At 59.4% G+C, this 19,708-nt stretch carries 18 protein-coding genes; 16 read left to right on the top strand and 2 right to left on the bottom strand.

Annotated elements, in window-relative coordinates:
• Window positions 1-192 precede the first annotated feature (192 nt).
• From J5441_06985 to J5441_06965, 5 genes are all read left to right on the top strand, one after another.
• Entirely contained in the window at window positions 193-1,788 is a 1,596-nt protein-coding gene (locus tag J5441_06985) for a hypothetical protein (GenBank protein ID MBO4934890.1), read from the top strand.
• 461 nt (window positions 1,789-2,249) lie between these two features.
• The gene (locus tag J5441_06980) at window positions 2,250-3,806 is read left to right on the top strand and encodes a DUF2357 domain-containing protein (protein ID MBO4934889.1); all 1,557 of its coding nucleotides are present in this window, start codon (window positions 2,250-2,252) and stop codon (window positions 3,804-3,806) included.
• 1 nt (window position 3,807) lies between these two features.
• Window positions 3,808-5,142, top strand: a complete 1,335-nt coding sequence (locus tag J5441_06975; protein ID MBO4934888.1) for a signal peptidase I — start codon at window positions 3,808-3,810, stop codon at window positions 5,140-5,142.
• 49 nt (window positions 5,143-5,191) lie between these two features.
• Complete coding sequence (locus J5441_06970) at window positions 5,192-5,419, top strand: hypothetical protein (GenBank protein ID MBO4934887.1); 228 nt, start codon at window positions 5,192-5,194, stop codon at window positions 5,417-5,419.
• A 365-nt stretch (window positions 5,420-5,784) separates the two neighbouring features.
• Entirely contained in the window at window positions 5,785-8,142 is a 2,358-nt protein-coding gene (locus J5441_06965) for a GGDEF domain-containing protein (GenBank protein ID MBO4934886.1), read from the top strand.
• Between the two features lie 483 nt (window positions 8,143-8,625).
• On the opposite strand, the gene rsmA is transcribed toward J5441_06965, so the two are convergent.
• Entirely contained in the window at window positions 8,626-9,474 is an 849-nt protein-coding gene (gene rsmA, locus J5441_06960) for a 16S rRNA (adenine(1518)-N(6)/adenine(1519)-N(6))-dimethyltransferase RsmA (protein MBO4934885.1), read from the bottom strand.
• The gene (locus J5441_06955) at window positions 9,471-9,968 is read right to left on the bottom strand and encodes a flavin reductase family protein (GenBank protein MBO4934884.1); all 498 of its coding nucleotides are present in this window, start codon (window positions 9,966-9,968) and stop codon (window positions 9,471-9,473) included. The genes rsmA and J5441_06955 overlap by 4 nt, the downstream gene beginning before the upstream one ends.
• Window positions 9,969-10,185: 217 nt before the next feature.
• On the opposite strand from J5441_06955, the gene J5441_06950 reads away from it, so the two are divergent.
• The 11 genes from J5441_06950 to rplV all read left to right on the top strand — a co-directional run bounded on the left by J5441_06950 (window position 10,186) and on the right by rplV (window position 19,705).
• Window positions 10,186-11,388 carry a PLP-dependent aminotransferase family protein gene (locus J5441_06950; GenBank protein ID MBO4934883.1) on the top strand — a complete coding sequence of 401 codons (1,203 nt, stop codon included), beginning with the start codon at window positions 10,186-10,188 and terminating at the stop codon, window positions 11,386-11,388.
• Window positions 11,389-11,435: 47 nt separating this feature from the next.
• The gene (locus J5441_06945) at window positions 11,436-12,500 is read left to right on the top strand and encodes a diguanylate cyclase (protein MBO4934882.1); all 1,065 of its coding nucleotides are present in this window, start codon (window positions 11,436-11,438) and stop codon (window positions 12,498-12,500) included.
• 48 nt (window positions 12,501-12,548) lie between these two features.
• Window positions 12,549-13,553, top strand: coding sequence for a tryptophan--tRNA ligase (gene trpS, locus J5441_06940; protein ID MBO4934881.1), 1,005 nt, complete (start codon window positions 12,549-12,551; stop codon window positions 13,551-13,553).
• A 348-nt stretch (window positions 13,554-13,901) separates the two neighbouring features.
• Entirely contained in the window at window positions 13,902-15,242 is a 1,341-nt protein-coding gene (locus J5441_06935; GenBank protein ID MBO4934880.1) for an undecaprenyl/decaprenyl-phosphate alpha-N-acetylglucosaminyl 1-phosphate transferase, read from the top strand.
• A gap of 983 nt (window positions 15,243-16,225) precedes the next feature.
• Window positions 16,226-16,537, top strand: a complete 312-nt coding sequence (gene rpsJ, locus J5441_06930) for a 30S ribosomal protein S10 (GenBank protein ID MBO4934879.1) — start codon at window positions 16,226-16,228, stop codon at window positions 16,535-16,537.
• Between the two features lie 79 nt (window positions 16,538-16,616).
• The gene (gene rplC / locus J5441_06925) at window positions 16,617-17,252 is read left to right on the top strand and encodes a 50S ribosomal protein L3 (protein MBO4934878.1); all 636 of its coding nucleotides are present in this window, start codon (window positions 16,617-16,619) and stop codon (window positions 17,250-17,252) included.
• The gene (rplD, locus tag J5441_06920; GenBank protein ID MBO4934877.1) at window positions 17,252-17,872 is read left to right on the top strand and encodes a 50S ribosomal protein L4; all 621 of its coding nucleotides are present in this window, start codon (window positions 17,252-17,254) and stop codon (window positions 17,870-17,872) included. Before rplC ends, rplD begins: the two co-directional genes overlap by 1 nt.
• Complete coding sequence (gene rplW / locus J5441_06915) at window positions 17,872-18,162, top strand: 50S ribosomal protein L23 (protein ID MBO4934876.1); 291 nt, start codon at window positions 17,872-17,874, stop codon at window positions 18,160-18,162. Before rplD ends, rplW begins: the two co-directional genes overlap by 1 nt.
• Window positions 18,163-18,216: 54 nt before the next feature.
• Window positions 18,217-19,050, top strand: a complete 834-nt coding sequence (gene rplB, locus J5441_06910; protein ID MBO4934875.1) for a 50S ribosomal protein L2 — start codon at window positions 18,217-18,219, stop codon at window positions 19,048-19,050.
• Window positions 19,051-19,071: 21 nt separating this feature from the next.
• Window positions 19,072-19,350, top strand: a complete 279-nt coding sequence (rpsS, locus tag J5441_06905) for a 30S ribosomal protein S19 (GenBank protein ID MBO4934874.1) — start codon at window positions 19,072-19,074, stop codon at window positions 19,348-19,350.
• 16 nt (window positions 19,351-19,366) lie between these two features.
• On the top strand, window positions 19,367-19,705 hold the full coding sequence (rplV, locus tag J5441_06900) for a 50S ribosomal protein L22 (GenBank protein MBO4934873.1): 339 nt from the start codon (window positions 19,367-19,369) through the stop codon (window positions 19,703-19,705).
• The last annotated feature ends 3 nt before the right edge of the window (window positions 19,706-19,708 follow it).

Raw genomic sequence — 19,708 nt, 5'->3', positions numbered from 1 at the left:
ACTGCGTGCAGTTTGCATCCAAAAGTTGACTTTTTGCTGTTGTTTTAAGTTATTTCGAAGCGCCTTTCAGGCGCCTCCCGACCCCGCGCCGACGGCGCGGATACACCCCCCGGACGGCGAATCCCCCGCTCGCGGAAAGAGCGGGCTACCTGCCGCCGCAGGCGGCAATCCATTAGTAAAGGTTGTTGATCAATGGACGCATTTATGAATTGGTTTTTTGCCTTCATGACGACTATTCTCGAAGGCTTATGGACCGGTATTTCAAAGCTGTTCATAGGAATTTTCCAGCTCTTCAATTTCCCGATGATATTCGACCAGCTGTCGAGGTACAAAGGGGACTTCAATATTCTGGGCTGGATCCTGTGCATACTTACGATCCTGCTTGCCTACGGCATCTTTTTTGCGATCGTGTTCCTCATCGTGCTCGGAATACGCAAATACCTGCGCTTTCGCAAGACGCTCGTCGGCAACGAAGACCTGCTTGAAGAGATCGCCGATCTGCACCGCGACGTCATTAAGCTGACCGCCGAGAAGGAACACATCCTCGCGATGAAGTTCGACCCGACCGGCATGTCCATGGAAGAGATCAAGAAAACGCTGGAAGGCATCAGCAACGAAGCCGGGGCGATCGCCGCGGCGAGCACCGCCGGCGGTACCGGCGGTACCGGCGAAGGCGGCGAAGGCTCGAACGTACCGGATCTGGAGGGCAGACGCTTCTTCCGTCTGACCGCAGTCGACGAGAAGTACGAATACTACGTGCCGCCGGAGTACGACCGCTCGATGAGCCTCGAGCAGCTCTGCGACGACATCCGCAACTTCGCGTGCTTCAACTCGCGCCTCTTCTATGAAATCAAGACGATACGCCTGATGATCGCCGGCCTCGCTTCCACGAAGCTGATACTCCTGCAGGGTATTTCCGGTACAGGTAAAACGTCGCTGCCTTACATAATGGGCAAATACTTCCTCAACGACGCGACGATAGCGTCGGTCCAGCCGTCATGGCGCGACCGCACCGAGCTCTTCGGCTACTTCAACGAATTCACCAAGAAGTTCAACGAGACCGAAGTCCTCAAGCGCATCTACGAGGCGTCCTACAACGACAACATCAACATCATCATCCTCGACGAGATGAACATAGCCCGCGTTGAGTACTACTTCGCGGAAATGCTCTCCATCCTTGAAATGCCGAACGCCGACGAATGGAAGATCGAGCTCGTTCCGTCCACCTGGCCGGGCGACCCGAACCACCTGATCGACGGCAAGCTGCAGATCCCGCAGAACGTCTGGTACATCGGTACCGCGAATAACGACGACTCGACCTTCGCCGTTTCCGACAAGGTCTACGACCGTGCGCTCGTCATCAACCTCGACAGCAAGGGTATTCCGTTCGACGCCCCCGAAACCAAGGCGAAGAACATCAGCTACTCCTACGTCGAATCGCTCTACAGCAAGGCGATCGAGGAGCATCCGGTCAGCGAGGAAATGCTGCAGAACATCAGCCACCTCGACCTCTACGTCATCGAGAAGTTCCGCGTGGCTTTCGGTAACCGTATCATCAAGCAGCTGCGCATATTCGTTCCGGTCTACGTCGCCTGCGGCGGCACCGAGGTCGAGGGTATCGACTACATCCTCGCGACCAAGGTTTTCCGTAAGTTCGAGGGACTCAACCTTTCCCTCATCCGCGACGAGATCCGCGGCCTGATCGCCTACCTTGACAACCTCTTCGGCAAGGGCGCGATGAAGGAGTGCATCGAGTATTTGCAGCGCCTCCAGAAGATGTCCTATTAAAAGCGGGTCTTTTCAGTCCTTTGCGGCTTGTCGTCCTCGGCAGGCAATAGCCTAGCCGTCGTCCTTCCGCGCCGCAAATCACCTGAAAATCCCTCGCTTTTCCGTGTTCTGCTTTCCGCGGCGAAAATCGTCCGAAAATCCCTCGTTTTTACGCGCCGCGCATTTACGCGGAAACGTCTGTCATCCCGAGCGAAGCGAGGGATCCCACACCTTTCGCAGCCATCTGCATACGTTGTCATCCTGAGCGAAGGCGAAGCCGGAGTCGAAGGATCTTGTCGGTAACGGTCGTGTTATCGGGAAAGTGTGCAGTCGGAAACGTGGGCTACGCTTCGTTTTCTTTCGCGGCGCTTTCGCGTCAATCCCCGGACGAGCAATGCTCGTCCCTACGGGCGCGATGCTTCGCATCGCGCCGGTTTCGCTGCTCACGCAGTGAGCAATACCAAACGAAAGGAGGCCTTTCCGTGCCTGAAGAAGCCAAAAAGAAGTCAAATGATTTCAGCCGCGTTTATGAAGACGCGACTTTCTTCATTGACAATATGATGCAGGACTACGACGTCTTCCCGACGATCCTCGAGAAGATGCGCGACGGCAACGCCTCCATCGAACTGAAAAAGCGCTATATCCTCCGCGCCATCGACGAAACGTGGGTGAACGCGATCGAGGACGTCCTGCCCGCGCTTGACGTCATCATCCGCAACCCCTCCAAGTACATCGAGGAGCGCGAGGAGGTCGTGCCGATCGAGCTTTCGCGCAACATTTCCGTGCGTTCGCTGCAGCATCTTTCTCAGCACACCAACCTTATCTCGAAGTTTGAGGACGGCGTGATAACCCCATCGAAGATACTCAACGTCTACCGCGAGGAGACGATCCAGACCTACGAAAACAAGTTCATCAATACGCTGATCAGCAGGCTTTACGCCTTCGTCAACCGCCGCTACGAGATCGCTCAGAAGGCGGGGCAGGACGAGAAGACGACGTCCCTTGACTTCAACGAGAGCTTTTTCCACGGCACCGCAAAGGTCAAGGTGAATATGCGCGTCGAGATCGCGGAGCCCGCGATGAGCGAGGAGGACCGCGTCGAGCGGAACTATACCCACACGACCGATCTGTGGCGCCGCGTCGTCAAGCTCAACGACGTAGTCACAACCTACGCCAACTCTACCTTCGTGCAGGATATGGGGCGCAGCTACATCCGCCCGCCCGTCATGCGCACGAACGCGATACTGAAGAATAAAAATCTGCGCCAGTGCCTCGCGCTCTGGCAGTTCATCGAGTCCTACGAAGAGGCCGGATACAGCATGCTCGTGCAGGAGAACCTCGAAAAAGTGGACGAAGCCTACGTCAAGGAGCTCTATTCCACCCTCGCGCTGCAGTATCTTATCTTCAGATATAATATAAATAACGAATTCGACGCGGAAAGCACGCTCGACACCCGTATAGCGGAGGACGTTTATAATCCGCGCATCGTAGATCAGCTGACGGCGCCCGACAAGGACGAGTTCAACGTTTCCGCGGAGCCGGAAAAGATCGCGCCGCCGCCCGCGCAGCAGCGCGCCGTGACGCTCACGCCCGAAGACAGGCTTATGCTCGAGTCGCTCGACGTGGCGATCGCCGCGGCCGAGGCGCTTACGCCCGAGGATGAGAAGATCATCTCTCACCCGTCCGTGCCGGAGCCCGAAGCCGCGCCCGTGTACGTTTCCGAAGAAGAGAAGGAGCGTAAGGCTGAGGAGGAACGCGCCGCCGCAGAAGAAGAGATCAGGCGCAAGGCGATAGAGGAGTATATCGCGCAGCAGGAAGCCGAAGCCGCCGCGAAAGCGGAGGAGGAGGCGAAAGCCGCCGCCGAAAGAGGCGCCGATAACGCCGCCGATACCTACCGCGCTCCGCGCGTCTCCGCCGCCGGAGGCCGCCGCCGCATAGTACACGGCACCGCCGCCCCCGCCGTCCGCGAACGCAGCGCGGAATACGGCGCGAAACGCCGCGCCGCGCTTGACCGTTTGAACGCGAGAAAGAGGGGTTAGTATGTCTGAAAAACATAACCCCGATAACGATATTCCCAAAGAAGACGCCGCGCCCTTTGAAGAGGATACCCCCGCGGACGCTGTCATCCTGAGCGAGCGAAGCGAGTCGAAGGATCTCACGGCTCCTTCTGTCATCCTGAGCGAAGCGAAGGATCCCACACCCCAAGCAGAATCCCTGCCCGAGGAGGGGGATTCCTCCGGCGAAGCCCTCGGAATGACAGCCGTCCCCGAGGACGCCGCCGCCCCCGCCGCCGCCGCGCCCTTTGAAGAGGAAGCCCCCGCCGCAGGCGGAGCTCCCTCAGACGAGGGAGCTGTCGAGGACGGCGCGCCGTCCGAGACTGAGGGAGGGATCCCCGCGCCCGCCGCTGACGCTGTCATCCTGAGCCCGCAGGGCGACGGATCCCCCGCCGGAAGCAGCCGCGCGGAAGAGGAAGCCCCCGCCGCAGGCGGAGCTCCCTCAGACGAGGGAGCTGTCGAGGACGGCTCGCCGTCCGAGACTGAGGGAGGGATTCCCGCGGACGCCGCGGACGCTGTCATCCTGAGCGAAGCGAAGGATCCCACGCCCCAAGCAGAATCCCTGCCCGAGGAAGGGGATTCCTCGTCGGAGGCGTTGCCTCCTCGGAATGACAGCGACGGCACCGCCCCCGCGCCCGCCCCGAAAAAGCCGAAAAAATCCATCTTCCGCCGCGTCTTTGAGATCGTCGGCTACACCGTAGTCGTCGGGATGATGGTGCTTGTCGCGTTCATACTCTTCTCGAATATGAGCGGCAAGGTGACCTTCATCTTCGGCAGGACGGCGATGTGGGTAAAGACCGAATCAATGGCGCCGGTGATACCGGAGCGCAGCTATATACTTGTGCGAAAGGCCGCCGCGAGCGAGGTCAGGACGGGCGACGTTATCGTCTTCAAGTCGGACGATCCCTCCATCGCGGGCGCCTACAACACGCACCGCGTCGTTGAGATACTGAACGGCGGCGCGGAGTTCGTCACGAAGGGCGACAACAATATCATCCAGGATCAGTACACCGCGAAGGCGGCGAACGTCCTCGGCATATACGAGAAAAATCTGCCGCTTATGACCTCCTTCGGGCGCGTGCTTTCGACGACGCGGGGGATAATGATAACCTTCACGATGATATTCGTTATCTTCCTTATTATATACGTACCCGATATGACCCGCGCCGCGAAGCGCAAGCAGGAGGAAGCGGACCGCATCGAGCAGGAGCGGGTGGACGCGCTCGTCGCGCTTGAGGTCGAGAAGCTGAAGGCGGAAGCGGCGAGGAAAGCCGCCGAAGCCGCGGCTCCGCCTGCGGAAGAGCAGAAGGATACGGAATAAACGGCGTTCGGCACGTAAACAACCATTTCACATAAAAGGGGAAACCGAAATGTTCAAAAAGATGAAGCTCAAAAAAGAAATCGAGAACTGCAAGAAATCGATCGCGGAGCTCGAGCAGAAGCGCACCCGTTCGCAGGCGGCGCTGGTCGAAGCGATTTTGATGAAGACCGAGCCGAAGGACGACGACGTCGACTTCTTCAACAAGTTCACCGAGCAGATCGAAGCGGAACGCAACAGGCTTCATGAGCTTATGAAAGAATTAGAGGCACTCGGATAAGCAGCGCGCCGGCTCGGCTCCCTCTGAGGAGGGAGCTGTCGAAACTTGCGAAGCAAGTTGAGACTGAGGGAGAGATAATGCCGAGATTCGTTAAGCGGAACTCTGTTTGCAGACGTCGGGCCGTTCCGCGTAAATCTGTCCCTCATCTCCGGCATAGCGCCTGATAAGCAGGAGAGTTGTCGTTATCTCTCCCTCCGTCTTGCCGTCGCTTCGCACCTTCGCACCAACGCCTGTCATCCCGAGCGAAGCGAGGGACCCCACACCTTTCGCAGCCGTCTGCATAGGGAAGGGGATTCCTCGTCGGCGCGTTTGCGGCTCCTCGGAATGACACCGTGCCGCGCACACCACGTTTCCGGAGGTACACTTTGGCAAAAACCAAGACTCCCAAAACCGAAAACACAAAAAAGATCGCCTCGAAGAAAAAACGCAGCTTCGGCAGCGGTCTGTTGATACTGCTTGTCGTTCTGATATCCGCCGTTCTCGTCAGCAGCGGACTGGTCATGGTGTTCAACTACTCAGACCAGATCGATCAGGAGGCGGGCATCGTCGGCATGCGCTATTCGCAGGAGATGAAGACCCACCTTTACAAGGCGGTCGACGCCTATCAGGATAAGTCCGAGCAGATGGCGAAGTACATCGTCCAGGGCGCCGCGCAGAGCGAGGAGGAGTTCAACGTCCGTCTGCGCAACGTCAGCTCGCAGTTCGGCGTGACGAACCTGCGCCTGCGCTACTTCAAGGGCGGCAGCGAATACCGCGTCAGCGGCGCGGAGTTCAACACCACGCTCGAGACGAAATCCGTCCTCGAGCTCGCTACGCGCCGCCGCTCCGGCTGCGCCGGCATAGTCTCCGACCAGGAGATCAACCCCAACGGCGTCGCGTTCGTCGTCGCGGTCGACGGCTGCGCCTACGCGGACGTCATCGTTTTCTTCTACTTCCCCGTCTTCGACGTCGTCGCGTTCCCGCCGGAATCGCTCGACGAAGAGATATTCGCCGATTCGCGCCTTACCTGCGTCGCCTCCGGCGAGGGCGAGATAATCAATATCCTTTCGCAGAAGGATATGGGGCTCTATGAGCACAACAACATCTACGAGGCGCTCCGTCCTCAGATAAACGACAAGAGCATCATCGACGGGATGCGCACCGCGGTCTACGAGTCCACCTCGCAGGTCTTCCAGGCGGAGATCTCGAACGAGCGGCACGTCATCTGCGTCAGCAGCCTGACTGAAAGCGGAGCCGTTCCCTTCGCGGTCGTCTCCGTCTACCGCGCCGAGGACCTCCACGGCACCGGCTATTCCACCGTCAGAACGGTACTCAGCGTCATCATGATATTCGCGGCGCTGCTGCTCGTGCTGGTCGTGACGAACGTCATCGGACGTATCCGCGCCCGCCGTCAGCTCGCGCTCATGCACGATATCGACCCCGTTCTCGAATGCCCGACGCGCATCAAGTTCGAGCGTGTCGCGGGCGAGATCCTGAGCCGCAACAAAGCGACCGCGTTCGCAGTCGTCACCATAAATCTCAGACACTTCAACTACATAAACGACCAGATGGGCGGCGAGACCGTCACCCAGATCCTGCAGCATCTGAAACTGCTTTATTCCCGTATGCTCGTGCTGGACGAAACCTACGGTTATATGGGCGACGGCCGCTTCGTGATGCTTATGCACTATCGCGACTTCAAGATGATAGAGGATAAGCTGAAGTCGGTCACTCAGCTCGCCTCGAACTATAACGCGCGTCTGCCGGTCGGCTACCACATCACGCTTTACGGCGGTATCTACCGCACCCAGACCGGCATAGTCGACGACGTCGGCAAGATGATCGACCTGGCGGTCGACGCGGAAGGCTCCATGAACTTCCCCTACGACTTCGGCTCCTTCCGAATCTACAACGACAAGATCCACGCGTCCCACGCGCAGGCGGAATACATCGAAGTCCACATGGAGAGCGCGCTGCGCAACCGCGAGTTCCAGGTCTTCTATCAGGCTAAGTACAACATCGCCAACGATGCGCCGGACGGATGCGAAGCGCTTGTCCGCTGGTACAACCCCGAGAAGGACGAATACATGCAGCCGGGCGTCTTCATTCCGCTGTTTGAGGCGAACCGCTTCATCGTCAAGCTCGACCTCTACGTTTACGAGCAGGTTTGCGAATACATCGAAGAGGCCGCGAACCGCGGCGAACGTCTCTATCCCGTTTCGGTCAACGTCTCCCGCATCTCCGCGATGGAGAGCGACTTCCTGCAGCAGTATATCAACATCAAGAATAAGCACAACATCGCCAACGGCTTCCTTACGCTCGAGTTTACCGAGTCCTTCGCCTACGAGGACTACGATATGCTCCGCGAAATAGTCAACACCCTGCACAAAAACGGCTTCAAGTGCTCCATCGACGACTTCGGAACCGGCTACTCTTCATACAGTATATTGAAGCAGCTGCCGATGGACGAGATCAAGCTCGACCGCTTCTTCCTGGAAAAAGGCCTCTCCGCCGACCGCGACACGAAGGTCCTCTCGAGCGTCATCAACGTCGCCCGCGAGCTGAAAATGAAGGTCACGCAGGAGGGCGTCGAAACGCTCGACCAGCTCGAAATGCTCAAGAAGATGGGCTGCCAGGTCATCCAGGGCTACCATTACTCCGCCCCGCTGCGCCTGAGCGACTACATCGAGTTTATCGAACGCAAGTCGCATAACGTCGACTTCGTCACCCGCGGCCGCGAGTAAAGCGGTGATTTTCAGTCCTTTGCGGCTTGTCGGCGGCATAGCCGCATTCCGTAGGGACGAGCATCGCTCGTCCGCAAAGGCTTCCCCTTGAGGGGAAGCTGTCGCCGCAGGCGACTGATGAGGTGTTGCAGCGCAGCGGTCGATTTGTCATCCTGAGCGAAGTGACGCGTCAGCGTCACGAAGTCGAAGGATCCTGAAGGTAACGGCATAATAAAAGAAAAAAGTGTGTATTCGGAAACGGATCATTACCGTCCGCTCCGAATACACACTTTTGTTTTTAACACTGCCTCGTCTTTAAGATCCTTCGACTCCGGCTTCGCCTCCGCTCAGGATGACAGGCGGGACCGCTTCGCTCCGTGAGCTCCTTCGACTGCGCTCCCGTTGGTCGCTCCGCTCAGGATGACAGACAGGCAAAGCCGCAATTTAGCTCACGGCGTAAGCCGTGAATTTAGCCGCGCAAGCGCAGCGCGCCTGCGCCTGCGCTCACGCCATCCCGTCCGCTATCGCGGCGAACTTCTCCACGCTCAGCGTTTCTCCGCGCGCGGTCGGCGGGATCCCCGCGGCGTTCAGCGCCGCGAGCGCACGCTCCCTGCCGAAAGCGGAGCCGAGCGCGTTCGAGAGCATCTTGCGCCGCTGCCCGAAGGCCGCGCGGACGACGGCGAAGAAGACCGCCTCGTCTTTGACCTTCACCGGCGGCTCGGCGTAGGGAGTCAGCCGGATGACGGCGGAGTCCACCTTCGGCGGCGGCATGAAGCTGCCGGCGGAAACGCCGAAAAGCAGCTCCGTCTTCGCGCGGTAAGCGGCGGAAACGGTCAGCGCGCCGTAGCTCGAACTGCCGGGCTTCGCCGCGAGGCGCTGCGCGAACTCCTTTTGCACCATAAGCGTAAGAGCGGTGAAGCGGTTTCCGTATTCCAGCAGCCGCATCAGCACGGGTGTCGTTATATAATAGGGCAGGTTGGCGCAGACCGCGACCGGCATATCGCCGAATTTTTCGCGTATCAGCGCGTCGAGGTCGACCTTGAGTATATCGCCCTGCACGAGCTCGACGTTTCTGAAGCCCTCGAGCGTTTCGCCGAGGACGGGGAAGAGGGAGGCGTCCAGCTCGACGCAGACGACCTTGCCCGCGACGCGTGAAAGCTCCCGCGTCAGCACGCCGACGCCGCAGCCGATTTCAAGCGCGCCGCCGTCGGGCTTCGCGCCGCACAGCCCCGCCATGCGCGGGCATACGGAGGGGTTGACGATGAAGTTCTGCCCCAGCCCCTTCTTCGTGCGCGTGCCGTGCCGCTGCAGCAGTTCGCGGACGTATCCGATATCGGTCAGCTCGCGGCTCATCTGGTATAGACGGCCTTGATCTCGCCGATATACATTCTGTGATAATCGCCGTCGGGATAGTGGCGGCGGAGGTTGTATTCGAGGAACTGCTCGGGCGTGATGTCGCCGAAGTAGAGCTTTTCGCAGACGATGACTGTACGCGCCTCCGCGAAGGCGACGGTGCCGTCGAGGTCGATCGGCGTGAGCTCGGCTTCCTGCGCCTTGTCGCAGTCGCGTCCGGAGTGTGTGCCGCAGAAGTTCAGCGCGGGCTTGTATTCGTCGTCGAATAGGCAGATGGAATACTTCAGCTCGTTCTCGATATAGCCGAAGGTGTGGCGCGACGGGCGCACGAAGACGAAGCTGACGTCCTTATCCCAGAGCACGCCGAGGCCGCCCCAGCTGCAGGTCATCATGTTGCAGTCGGCGGCGTTTCCCGCGCCGAGCAGAAAATGGCGCTTGCCGACCGTTTCAAATACGCCGTCAAGCTCCGTGGTGAGGATCTTTTTGAATTCCATAGTAATCGCTCCTTCGGTGGATTGAGCGGCGCGGCGCGCTGCCGTTCCGCCATTTCTATTATACCGCGTCCGCGGCAAAATTACAACAGAAAATTGACGCCGGCTGCCGTTATCCGCGTTCGCAATTTAGACTTGAATTACGCCGGACGTTGTGCTATACTTTACTATATAATACCATACGTATGCGCAAAGGCGCGTGCAATATGAAGGTGAAAGCATGCAGTACAACTTTTCCGACAAATTCGCCTCCCTCAAGCCTTCGGCGGTCAGGGAGATACTGAAATCCGACGCGGGCAAAAACAACGTGCCCTTCTCGGCGGGCAACCCCGCCGCGGAGTCCTTCCCGTCGGACTTCGTCCGCCGCGCCGCGGAGCAGATACTGGAGTCGCGCCCCGTCGAAGCGCTTCAGTACGGCATCAGCGAGGGCTGGGCGCCGCTTCGCGAAACGCTGAAGAAGTGGTGCGAGGAGCGCTGCGGAATAGATATGACGAAAAACGAGCTGATCGTCGTCAGCGGCGCTCAGCAGGGAATAGAGCTTACCGCGAAGGTCATGTGCAACGAGGGCGACACCGTCGTCGCGGAGGACCCGAGCTTCATCGGCGCGCTGAACGCCTTCCGCTCCTGCGGGCTGAAGCTGACCGGCGTGCCGCTTGACGCGGACGGCGCCGACCCCGCCGCGCTCGAACGCGCCCTCGCCTCCGACGCGAAGGCGAAGCTCGTCTATCTCATTCCGACCTTCCAGAACCCGACCGGCATCACCGCCAACGCGGCCCGCCGCGCCGAGCTCTACGAAATCGCGCGCAAATACAACGCGATAATCCTCGAGGACGACCCCTACCGCGAAACGCGCTTCGCCGGCGCGGACGTGCCGACGATAAAGAGCATGGATACCGACGGCCGCGTCGTCTACTGCGGCTCCTTCTCGAAGGTGCTTTCCGCGGGCCTGCGCGTCGGCTTCGTCGCCGCCGCGCCTGAGCTTATCGCGAAGCTGACCGTCGCCAAGCAGTGCTCCGACGTGCACACGAATATGCTCGCGCAGATGATAGTCGACAGCTTCGTCAACGCCGGCCACATCGAAGCGCACATCGCGAAGATCCGCCGCATCTACGGGCGCAAATACGCGCTGATGGCGGAGGGCGCGAAAAAATACTTCCCCGAGGGAGTGACCATGACCGAGCCGCAGGGCGGCCTTTTCACCTGGTGTGCGCTCCCGCAGGGGAGCGACGCGCTTGCGGTCACGGCGCTCGCGAAGGAGCGCGGCGTTTCCGTCGTGCCGGGGCTTGCGTTCTCCGTCAAAGAGGGCGAGAACGTGCCGTTCATCAGACTCAACTACTCCACGCCGAGCGACGAACAGATCGAGCGCGGCATGGCGATACTCGGCGGCGTGCTGAACGAATACGCCGCTTCGCTCGCCGGATAACCGGACGTCCGTTTTCGCGCCGCGCCGCGGCGTAAAGGAGGGATTTTATGATAAAAGAATACCTGCTTCAGAACTGGGCGCTGCTTCTGATCATCGTCGCGTTCGCGATCGCGCTCAAGGTAACGGTCTTTCTGGAAAAAAGGACGGTCAGGCACTTTTACGCCATGCTCGTCGAGATATTCGTTTTGTCGATAGCGGTCTTCACGGAGTTTTATCTCGCCGACCGCGGCGCATACGCCCTTGCGCGTACGCTGCTCATGGCGCTCCGCTACAGCGCGACCCCGATAATCATCGCGCAGGTCATCTATTCGCTCGTCAAGAAGCCGAACCCGGCGGTCTTCATTCCCGCCGCGGCGCTCACCGTTATAGATATCGTGTCGATATTCACGGGGATCGTTTTCAGCGTCGGCGAGGACGGAGTCTTTCACCGCGGACCGCTCGGCACGCTGCCGTTCGTTGCGGCGGCGGTATACTCGGTCTTCGTGGTGTACGTGCTGTATAAAAACAGCAACAAACGCGCCGCGGAGATCATGCCGATAGTCTTCCTCGCGATCGCGCTCACCTCCGGAGTCGTCCTGCCGTTTTTCCTCGGGCCCGCGTTCTCGCATATTTTCTGCACCACCATCGCCCTCGCGCTCTTCGTGTATTACGTTTTCCTCATCATTCAGGTCACGAAGAAGGACCCGCTGACGGGACTGCTCAACCGCCAGGCGTACTACGCGGATATCGAGAGCAATCCGGAGAGCATTACCGCGCTCGTATCGATGGATATGAACGGCCTTAAGATACTCAACGACACGCAGGGACACGCCGCGGGCGACGAAGGCCTGATTACGCTGGGCGTCTGCTTCATGCGCGCCGTCCGCCGCGGAGAGTCCGCGTACAGAGTCGGCGGCGACGAATTCGTGATAATCTGCCGCCGCGTCCCGCGCGACGAGGTCGCCGCGCTCGCCGACCGCATCCGCAAAAACGTCGCCGAAACGGAATACGGCGTTTCCGTCGGCTACAGCTACTCCGACGGCAAAAAGACGATAGACGATATGCTGCGCGAGTCGGACGAGATGATGTATATCGAAAAGGCCTGCTACTACAAAACGACCGAAAAAGACTGACCCAGCGCGTCCGCCGCCGCGGATAACGATAAGAGAGGTATATATTATATGGAAGAGAATACGAAAAAGAAGATAAGCTTCAGCGCGATACAGCCGAGCGGCACGCCGACCATCGGCAACTACTTCGGCGCGCTCAAAAACTGGGCGGCGCTGCAGGAGGAGTTCGACTGCATCTACGCAATCGCCGACCTGCACGCGCTTACCGTGCGGCAGGAGCCCGCGGAGCTGCGCAAGCGCACCCTTTCCGCGATATCGCTGGCGATCGCCTGCGGCATCGACCCCTCGCGCAGTCTGCTTTTCGTGCAGAGCCACGTCCACACCCACGCGGAGCTCGCGTGGATACTCAACTGCTGGACGCCCTTCGGCGAGCTTTCGCGCATGACGCAGTTCAAGGATAAGTCCCAGAGCCACGCCGACAACGTCAACGCCGGACTTTTCGACTACCCGGTGCTGATGGCGTCCGACATACTGCTTTACAACGCCGACGTCGTGCCGATCGGCAACGACCAGAAGCAGCACCTGGAGCTCGCCCGCAACATCGCCGTGCGCTTCAACGGCATCTTCCCCGGCGTCTTCACCGTGCCGGAGCCGTATATGCCGAAGCAGGGCGCCCGCGTCATGAGCCTGCAGGACCCCGCGAAGAAGATGTCGAAATCCGATCCCAACCCGAACGGCTACGTTTCGATGCTTGACGACAAAGACACCGTCGTCCGCAAGTTCAAACGCGCCGTCACCGATTCCGGCGCCGAGGTGCGCAGGGGAGAGGGCAAGGAAGGTATAAACAACCTCATCGATATATACTGCGCCGCCACCGGCGCTTCGCCGGAGCAGGTCGAGCGCGAGTTCGAGGGCAAAGGCTACGGCGACTTCAAACTCGCCGTGGGCGAAGCCGTCGCGAATGTGATGGATCCCATCCGCGCCGAGTACGACCGCTTGATGAACGACAGGGCGTACCTCGAGAAGGTCTGCGCCGACGGCGCGGAAGCCGCGCTGTACGTTTCCGGCAAGACGCTGCGCAAGGTATATAAGAAAGTCGGACTGCTGCAAAGATAAAAGCGGTGATTTTCGGCCCTTTTCGGCTTGTCGTCCTTGGCAGGCAGATAGCCTGGCCTTCGTCCTTCCGCGCCGAAAATCATCCGAAAATCCCTCGCTTTTTACTCAAAGTCCGGGAAGCTCCCTCAGACGAGGGAGCTGTCGCCGAAGGCGACTGAGGGAGTGAAATTGCCAAAGGCAATAATAATTCAAATTGCCGCAGGCAATTTGCTCCTTACCTCATCCCGAAGGGATGAATTTACCTCGCCCGAAGGGCGAATTTACCTCACGGCGGCAGCCGTGAAATTACCTCGCGCCGATAGGCGCGAACATAACCTGCGAACGCAAAGCGTTCGCAATCGGGAGCTTATGGATAACTCAACCGTCTACGTTACATTTACGTCGCTGCCCTTCGGGTGGGTGCTCGCCGCGTTCGCGATCGCGGCGCTGATGTGCTTTTTCGCCTCGCCGTTCGCGCGCAGACTCGCGATACTCATCGGCGCCATCGACGTCCCGAAGGACGACCGCAGGGTGCATCGCAAGCCCATTCCGCGAATGGGCGGCCTTGCCATATTCATCGCGTTCGCGACGGCGACCATGTGCTTCTACCCCTACCTCGACAAGAGCTACTTCGGCTTCCTCGCGGGCGGCGCGGTGCTCGTGACCGGCGGCATACTTGACGATAAATACAACCTGCGCCCGATGAAGAAGTTTATCTTCCAGCTCGTCGCGGCGGGGATCGCCGTGGCGTCGGGCGTGCGTATCGACGTGCTCAACAACATCCTCGTTTTCTCGTCGAAGGAATACCTCTCGCTCGGCTGGCTCTCCGTGCCGATAACGATGGGCTGGATAATCCTGCTGATCAACGCCGTGAATCTCATCGACGGACTCGACGGACTCGCCGCGGGAGTGGCGAGCATCTCGTCGCTTACGCTGCTGATAATCGCGGTGCTGCTCAACGACGCGCCCTCCGCGATACTGACGGCGGCGCTCGCGGGCGCGTGCATCGGCTTCCTGCCGTATAACTTCAACCCGGCGAGCATCTTCATGGGCGAGACCGGCGCGTCCTTCATCGGCTACGTGCTGGCGTGCGCGTCTGTCGCCGGACTTTTCAAAATGTACGCCGTCGTGTCGGTCGCCGTGCCGATAATTATTCTCGGCCTGCCGATATTCGAGATAATATTCTCCGCCGTGCGCCGCATACTGAAGGGGCAGTCACCCGTCCACGCGGATAAGAAGCACATACATCACCGCCTGCTCGCCCTCGGGCTTTCGCAGAAGCAGTCGGTCGCGTTCATTTACGGCGTCTGCGTCATCCTCGGCGCGGTCGCGGTGCTCTTCGTGCTCGGCAGGGAGCGTATCGCGCTGCTGATCATCACGCTGGCGGTCATAATCGGCGTCGGTTTCGCGCTCTGGCGCATCAACGCCACGCCGCTCGCGCTCTACCGCAAGATAAAATGGTGGCTGATCGGCCTGCGCGATCCGGAAGCCGCCGAAGAAGCCGCCGAAGCCGCCAAAGCCGACGAGATCGGCAAACGAACGCGCAAGCACCTGAAGCCGAAGGGCAAGGACGCTCCGCCGCCCGAAGCGGACGAGCCCGCCGAAGCGGACGAACCCGCCCCCGAACCGGACGAAACCGCGCCCGAACCGGACGAGCCCGCCCCCGCGGACTCTATTATATATAATAAGGAAGAAAGCGGCGAGGAATAACCCCCGCCGTTTCTGTCATCCCGAGCGAAGCGAGAGATCCCACGCCTTTCGCGGACGGCTGCACACGTTGTCATCCTGAGCGAAGTAACGCGCAGCGTTACGAAGTCGAAGGATCTTGAAGGTAACGGTCGTGTTATCGGAAAAGTGTGCAGTCGGAAACGGGGGTTACGCTTCGTTTTCCTGCGCGGCGTTCCGTTTTCTTGCGCGGCGTTGCGCTGAAAAGGACAGCTCGTCTTTAAGATCCTTCGACTGCGCGGCGTTCCGCCGCTTCGCTCAGGATGACAAAGGGCGGCGCGGGTGCGAGAATGCACGGACGAGCGGTGCTCGTCCCTACGAGCTGTCATCCCGAGCGAAGCGAGGGATCCCCATCCTTATGCAACCGGTCGGAAAAGGTGCGGGATCCTTCAGCGGCTGCGCCGCTTCAGGATGACAGGTGCCCTGCTGACGGCGCGGGATTATTCGGCGACGTTCAGCCGCGTCCATATCTTGTGCCCGCGCCCGCGTATTTCCACTAAATATAACCGCGAAAAAAATTTTTTCAAAAATCGCAAAAAAATGCTTGCATTTCGCGCTCGGTTGTGATATTATTGCCGAGCGTGGTTTGTTAAACCCCATACTGCGGAAGCCTGCGCAGCGAGCGCAGACGGCGCGGATCCGGCGGCCGGAAGTCGTTACTCCGGCGGCGGCCGCGGCAGTACGAACAGACCTACGGGAGCGATGAAGCGGGAGGTTGCCGTCCCAGAGACGGGTTATTTCCGCGGAGCTCCGGCGGAGGGGACACCCCCGACGCCAACGTCCGTGCAAATCGGACGGCCGTGCCCGGTGACGTATTCGGTAACCCGAAAATATGCGTTATGCTCCGGTGACTGCGGCAACTGCGGCTCTGCCGGTTATTTAACGGGCAGGGGCGAAACGCTCGGCGGCGTGTCAGAAAAAGACACGCTTCCGGGGCTAATCTATTTTCGGTAGGAGGAAAAACACACATGGCAAACAAAGAGAAAGTCAGAATCAGACTCAAGGCGTACGATCATCAGCTGATCGACGCGTCCGCCGCGAAGATCGTCGAAGCCGCGGAGCGCACCGGAGCGAAGGTCTCCGGCCCCATCCCGCTTCCGACCAAGAAGGAGATCGTCACGATACTCCGCGCGGTCCACAAGTACAAGGATTCCAGAGAGCAGTTTGAGATGAGAACGCACAAGCGCCTCATTGACATACTGAATCCGTCCGCCAAGACCATGGAGGCGCTTGCCAGCTTCGAGCTGCCCGCCGGCGTCGAGATGGAGATCAGAAACTGAGCGGAGGGTCAAGTTGACCGAGGTTTATATATATAATGAAGAAACCGCGGCCAACCAATAACCAAAGGAGGAAAAAGAAATGACAAAGGCCATTATCGGCAGAAAGCTCGGTATGACTCAGATCTTCGACGAGGACGGAAACGTTACCCCCGTTACCGTTATCGAGGCGGGTCCCTGCACGGTGATCCAGAAGAAGACGGTCGAGACCGACGGCTACGAGGCGCTTCAGCTCGGATTCGCTGACGCCGCGGAAAAGAATGTGAACAAGCCCGAAAAGGGACACTTCGCTAAGGCGGGCGCCGCCCCCAAGAAGTTCCTCAGGGAGTTCAAGCTCGAGGGTGAATACAACGTCGGCGACGTTATCAAGGCTGACGTTTTCGCTGAAGGCGACGTTGTCGACGTCAGCGGCGTATCCAAGGGCAAGGGCACCGCGGGCACCATCAAGCGTTACGGCGCTCACAGGCTCCCGATGAGCCACGGCGCCGGCCCCGTCCACCGCAGCGTCGGTTCGACGGGCATGAACTCCGACCCTTCCCGCGTGTTCAAGGGAACCCGGATGCCCGGCAGAATGGGCAACGAGAAGATCACCGTTCAGAACCTCATCGTCGTCAAGGTTGACGCCGAGAACAACGTGATCGCGGTCAAGGGCGCCGTCCCGGGCAACAAGGGCGGCATCGTCACCGTTACGGCGGCTGTCAAGGGAGGTAACAAATAATGGCAAAGGCTGGACTTTATAACATCAGCGGCAAGAAGGTCGGCGATTTCGACCTCAACGACGCGATTTTCGGCATCGAGCCCAACACCGCGGTCATGCACGCGGCGGTCAAGAACCACCTGGCCAACTGCCGTCAGGGCACGCAGTCCGCGCTGACCCGCGCCGAAGTAAGCGGCGGCGGCAAGAAGCCGTGGCGCCAGAAGGGCACCGGCAGAGCGAGACAGGGTTCGACCCGCGCTCCGCAGTGGACTCACGGCGGTATCGCCTTCGCTCCCAAGCCTAGGGACTACAGCTACGAGATCAACAAGAAGGCCAGACGCCTCGCGCTCAAGAGCGCCCTCTCCGTCAAAGCCGGCGAGGAAGAGATCTACGTCATCGACGAGCTGAAGCTCGACGAGATAAAGACCAAGAGCATCGTCAAGATGCTGGAAGAGATGAACGTCGCCAACGCGCTGCTCGTCACCGCGGAATCCGACAATATCATCTACCGCAGCGCCCGCAACATCGAGGGCGTCAAGGTCATTCCGCTGAACAACATCAGCACCTATGACCTCATCAAGTACGACAGCCTCGTCATCGCGAAGGACGCTGTCGAGAAGCTGCAGGAGGTGTATGCGTAATGACGGCTCAGGATATTATTCTCAGACCCATCATCACCGAAAACTCCATGGACGGCGTTACCTATAAGCGCTACACCTTCAAGGTCGCGCCCCGCGCCAACAAAGCCCAGATCGCCGCTGCGGTCGAGGAGCTGTTCAACGTCAAGGTCGCCGACGTCCACACGATCAACATGAAGGGCAAGCCGAGGAGACAGGGCTACACGTCCGGTTACACCTCCGCCTGGAAAAAAGCGATCGTCAAGCTCACGAAGGAAAGCAAGCCCATCGAGTTCTTCGAGGGACTCATGTAAGTGAGCGATTATCCGCACTAAACAGCGGGAGAATTTGTTTAAGGAGATTGAATTATGGCTATAAAAACTTATAATCCGACGACTCCGGGCCGCAGAGGCATGACCGTCACGGATTATACCGAGCTTTCCAAGGTCAAGCCGGAGAAGAGCCTGCTGGCTCCCAAGAAGAAGCACGCGGGCAGAAACTCTTACGGCAGGATCACCGTTCGCCATCAGGGCGGCGGCAACAGACAGAAGTACAGGATCATCGATTTCAAGCGCGCCAAGCAGGATATGCCCGCGACGGTGCAGTCTCTTGAATACGATCCCAACCGTTCCTCCTTCATCGCTCTGGTGAAGTACGAAGACGGCGAGAAGGCGTACATCATAGCGCCTCACAAGCTGAAGGTCGGCGACGTTATCGTCAACGGCGCGGCCGCGGACATCAAGCCCGGCAACACCCTGCCGATAAGCTCCATTCCGGTCGGTACCTTCATCTACAACATCGAGCTTCACCCCGGCAGGGGCGGCCAGCTCGTCCGCAGCGCCGGCACCATGGCGCAGCTTATGGCGAAGGAGGGCGAATACGCCCAGGTCAGACTTCCCTCCGGCGAAGTCCGCCTCATCTCCGTCCGCTGCATCGCCAGCATCGGCCAGGCGTCGAACATCGACCATGAGAACGTCAACGTCGGTAAGGCCGGACGCACCCGTCACAGAGGCATCCGTCCCACGGTCCGCGGTTCCGTCATGAACCCGAACGACCACCCGCACGGCGGCGGCGAAGGCAAATCCCCGATCGGCCGTCCCGGCCCTGTCACTCCTTGGGGCAAGCCCGCGCTGGGATACAAGACCCGCAAGAAGAACCACCGCACTGACAAGTTCATTGTCAAGCGCCGCAACGGTAAGTAATGCGAGGGAGGAAAGAGACTTATGGGAAGAAGCATTAAAAAGGGTCCGTTTGTAGAGCAGCGTCTTTACAACAGGATCATTGAAATGAACAAAGCCGGCGAGAAGCGCGTTCTCAAGACCTGGAGCAGAGCGTCCACCATCTTTCCGGATTTCGTCGGCCACACGATCGCCGTTCACGACGGACGCAAGCACGTTCCGGTGTACGTGACGGAGGATATGGTCGGCCACAGACTGGGAGAGTTTGCCCCCACGCGTACCTTCAGGTCGCACTCGGGCAGCAAGACCTCCAACACGAAGTAAGGAAGGGAGAATTTTTATGCAGGCTATTGCGCATCTGAGATACCTGAGAGTATCTCCCAGAAAAGTAAAAATTGTCCTCGACCTTATCAGAAATAAGGACCTCAGAGAGGCGCTGGCGATCCTGAGCAACACGCCGAAGCTCGTTTGCAGAGACGTTGAGAAGCTCGTCAGATCCGCCGCCGCGAACGCCGAGAACAACAACGGCATGGACCGCTCCAAGCTTTACGTAGCCGAGTGCTTCGTGACCCCCGGCCCGACCCTCAAGAGGATCAGACCGAGAGCGAAGGGCAGCGCGGCGCGCATTCTCAAGCGCACCTCGCACATAACCGTCGTTCTCAAAGAACGCGAAGAGTAAGGA

The organism is Clostridia bacterium (assembly GCA_017620395.1).
Lineage (GTDB): Bacteria > Bacillota > Clostridia > Oscillospirales > RGIG8002 > RGIG8002.
The sequence above is the reverse complement of the archived record's forward strand: the minus strand, read 5'-3'. Positions and strand labels throughout refer to the sequence as shown.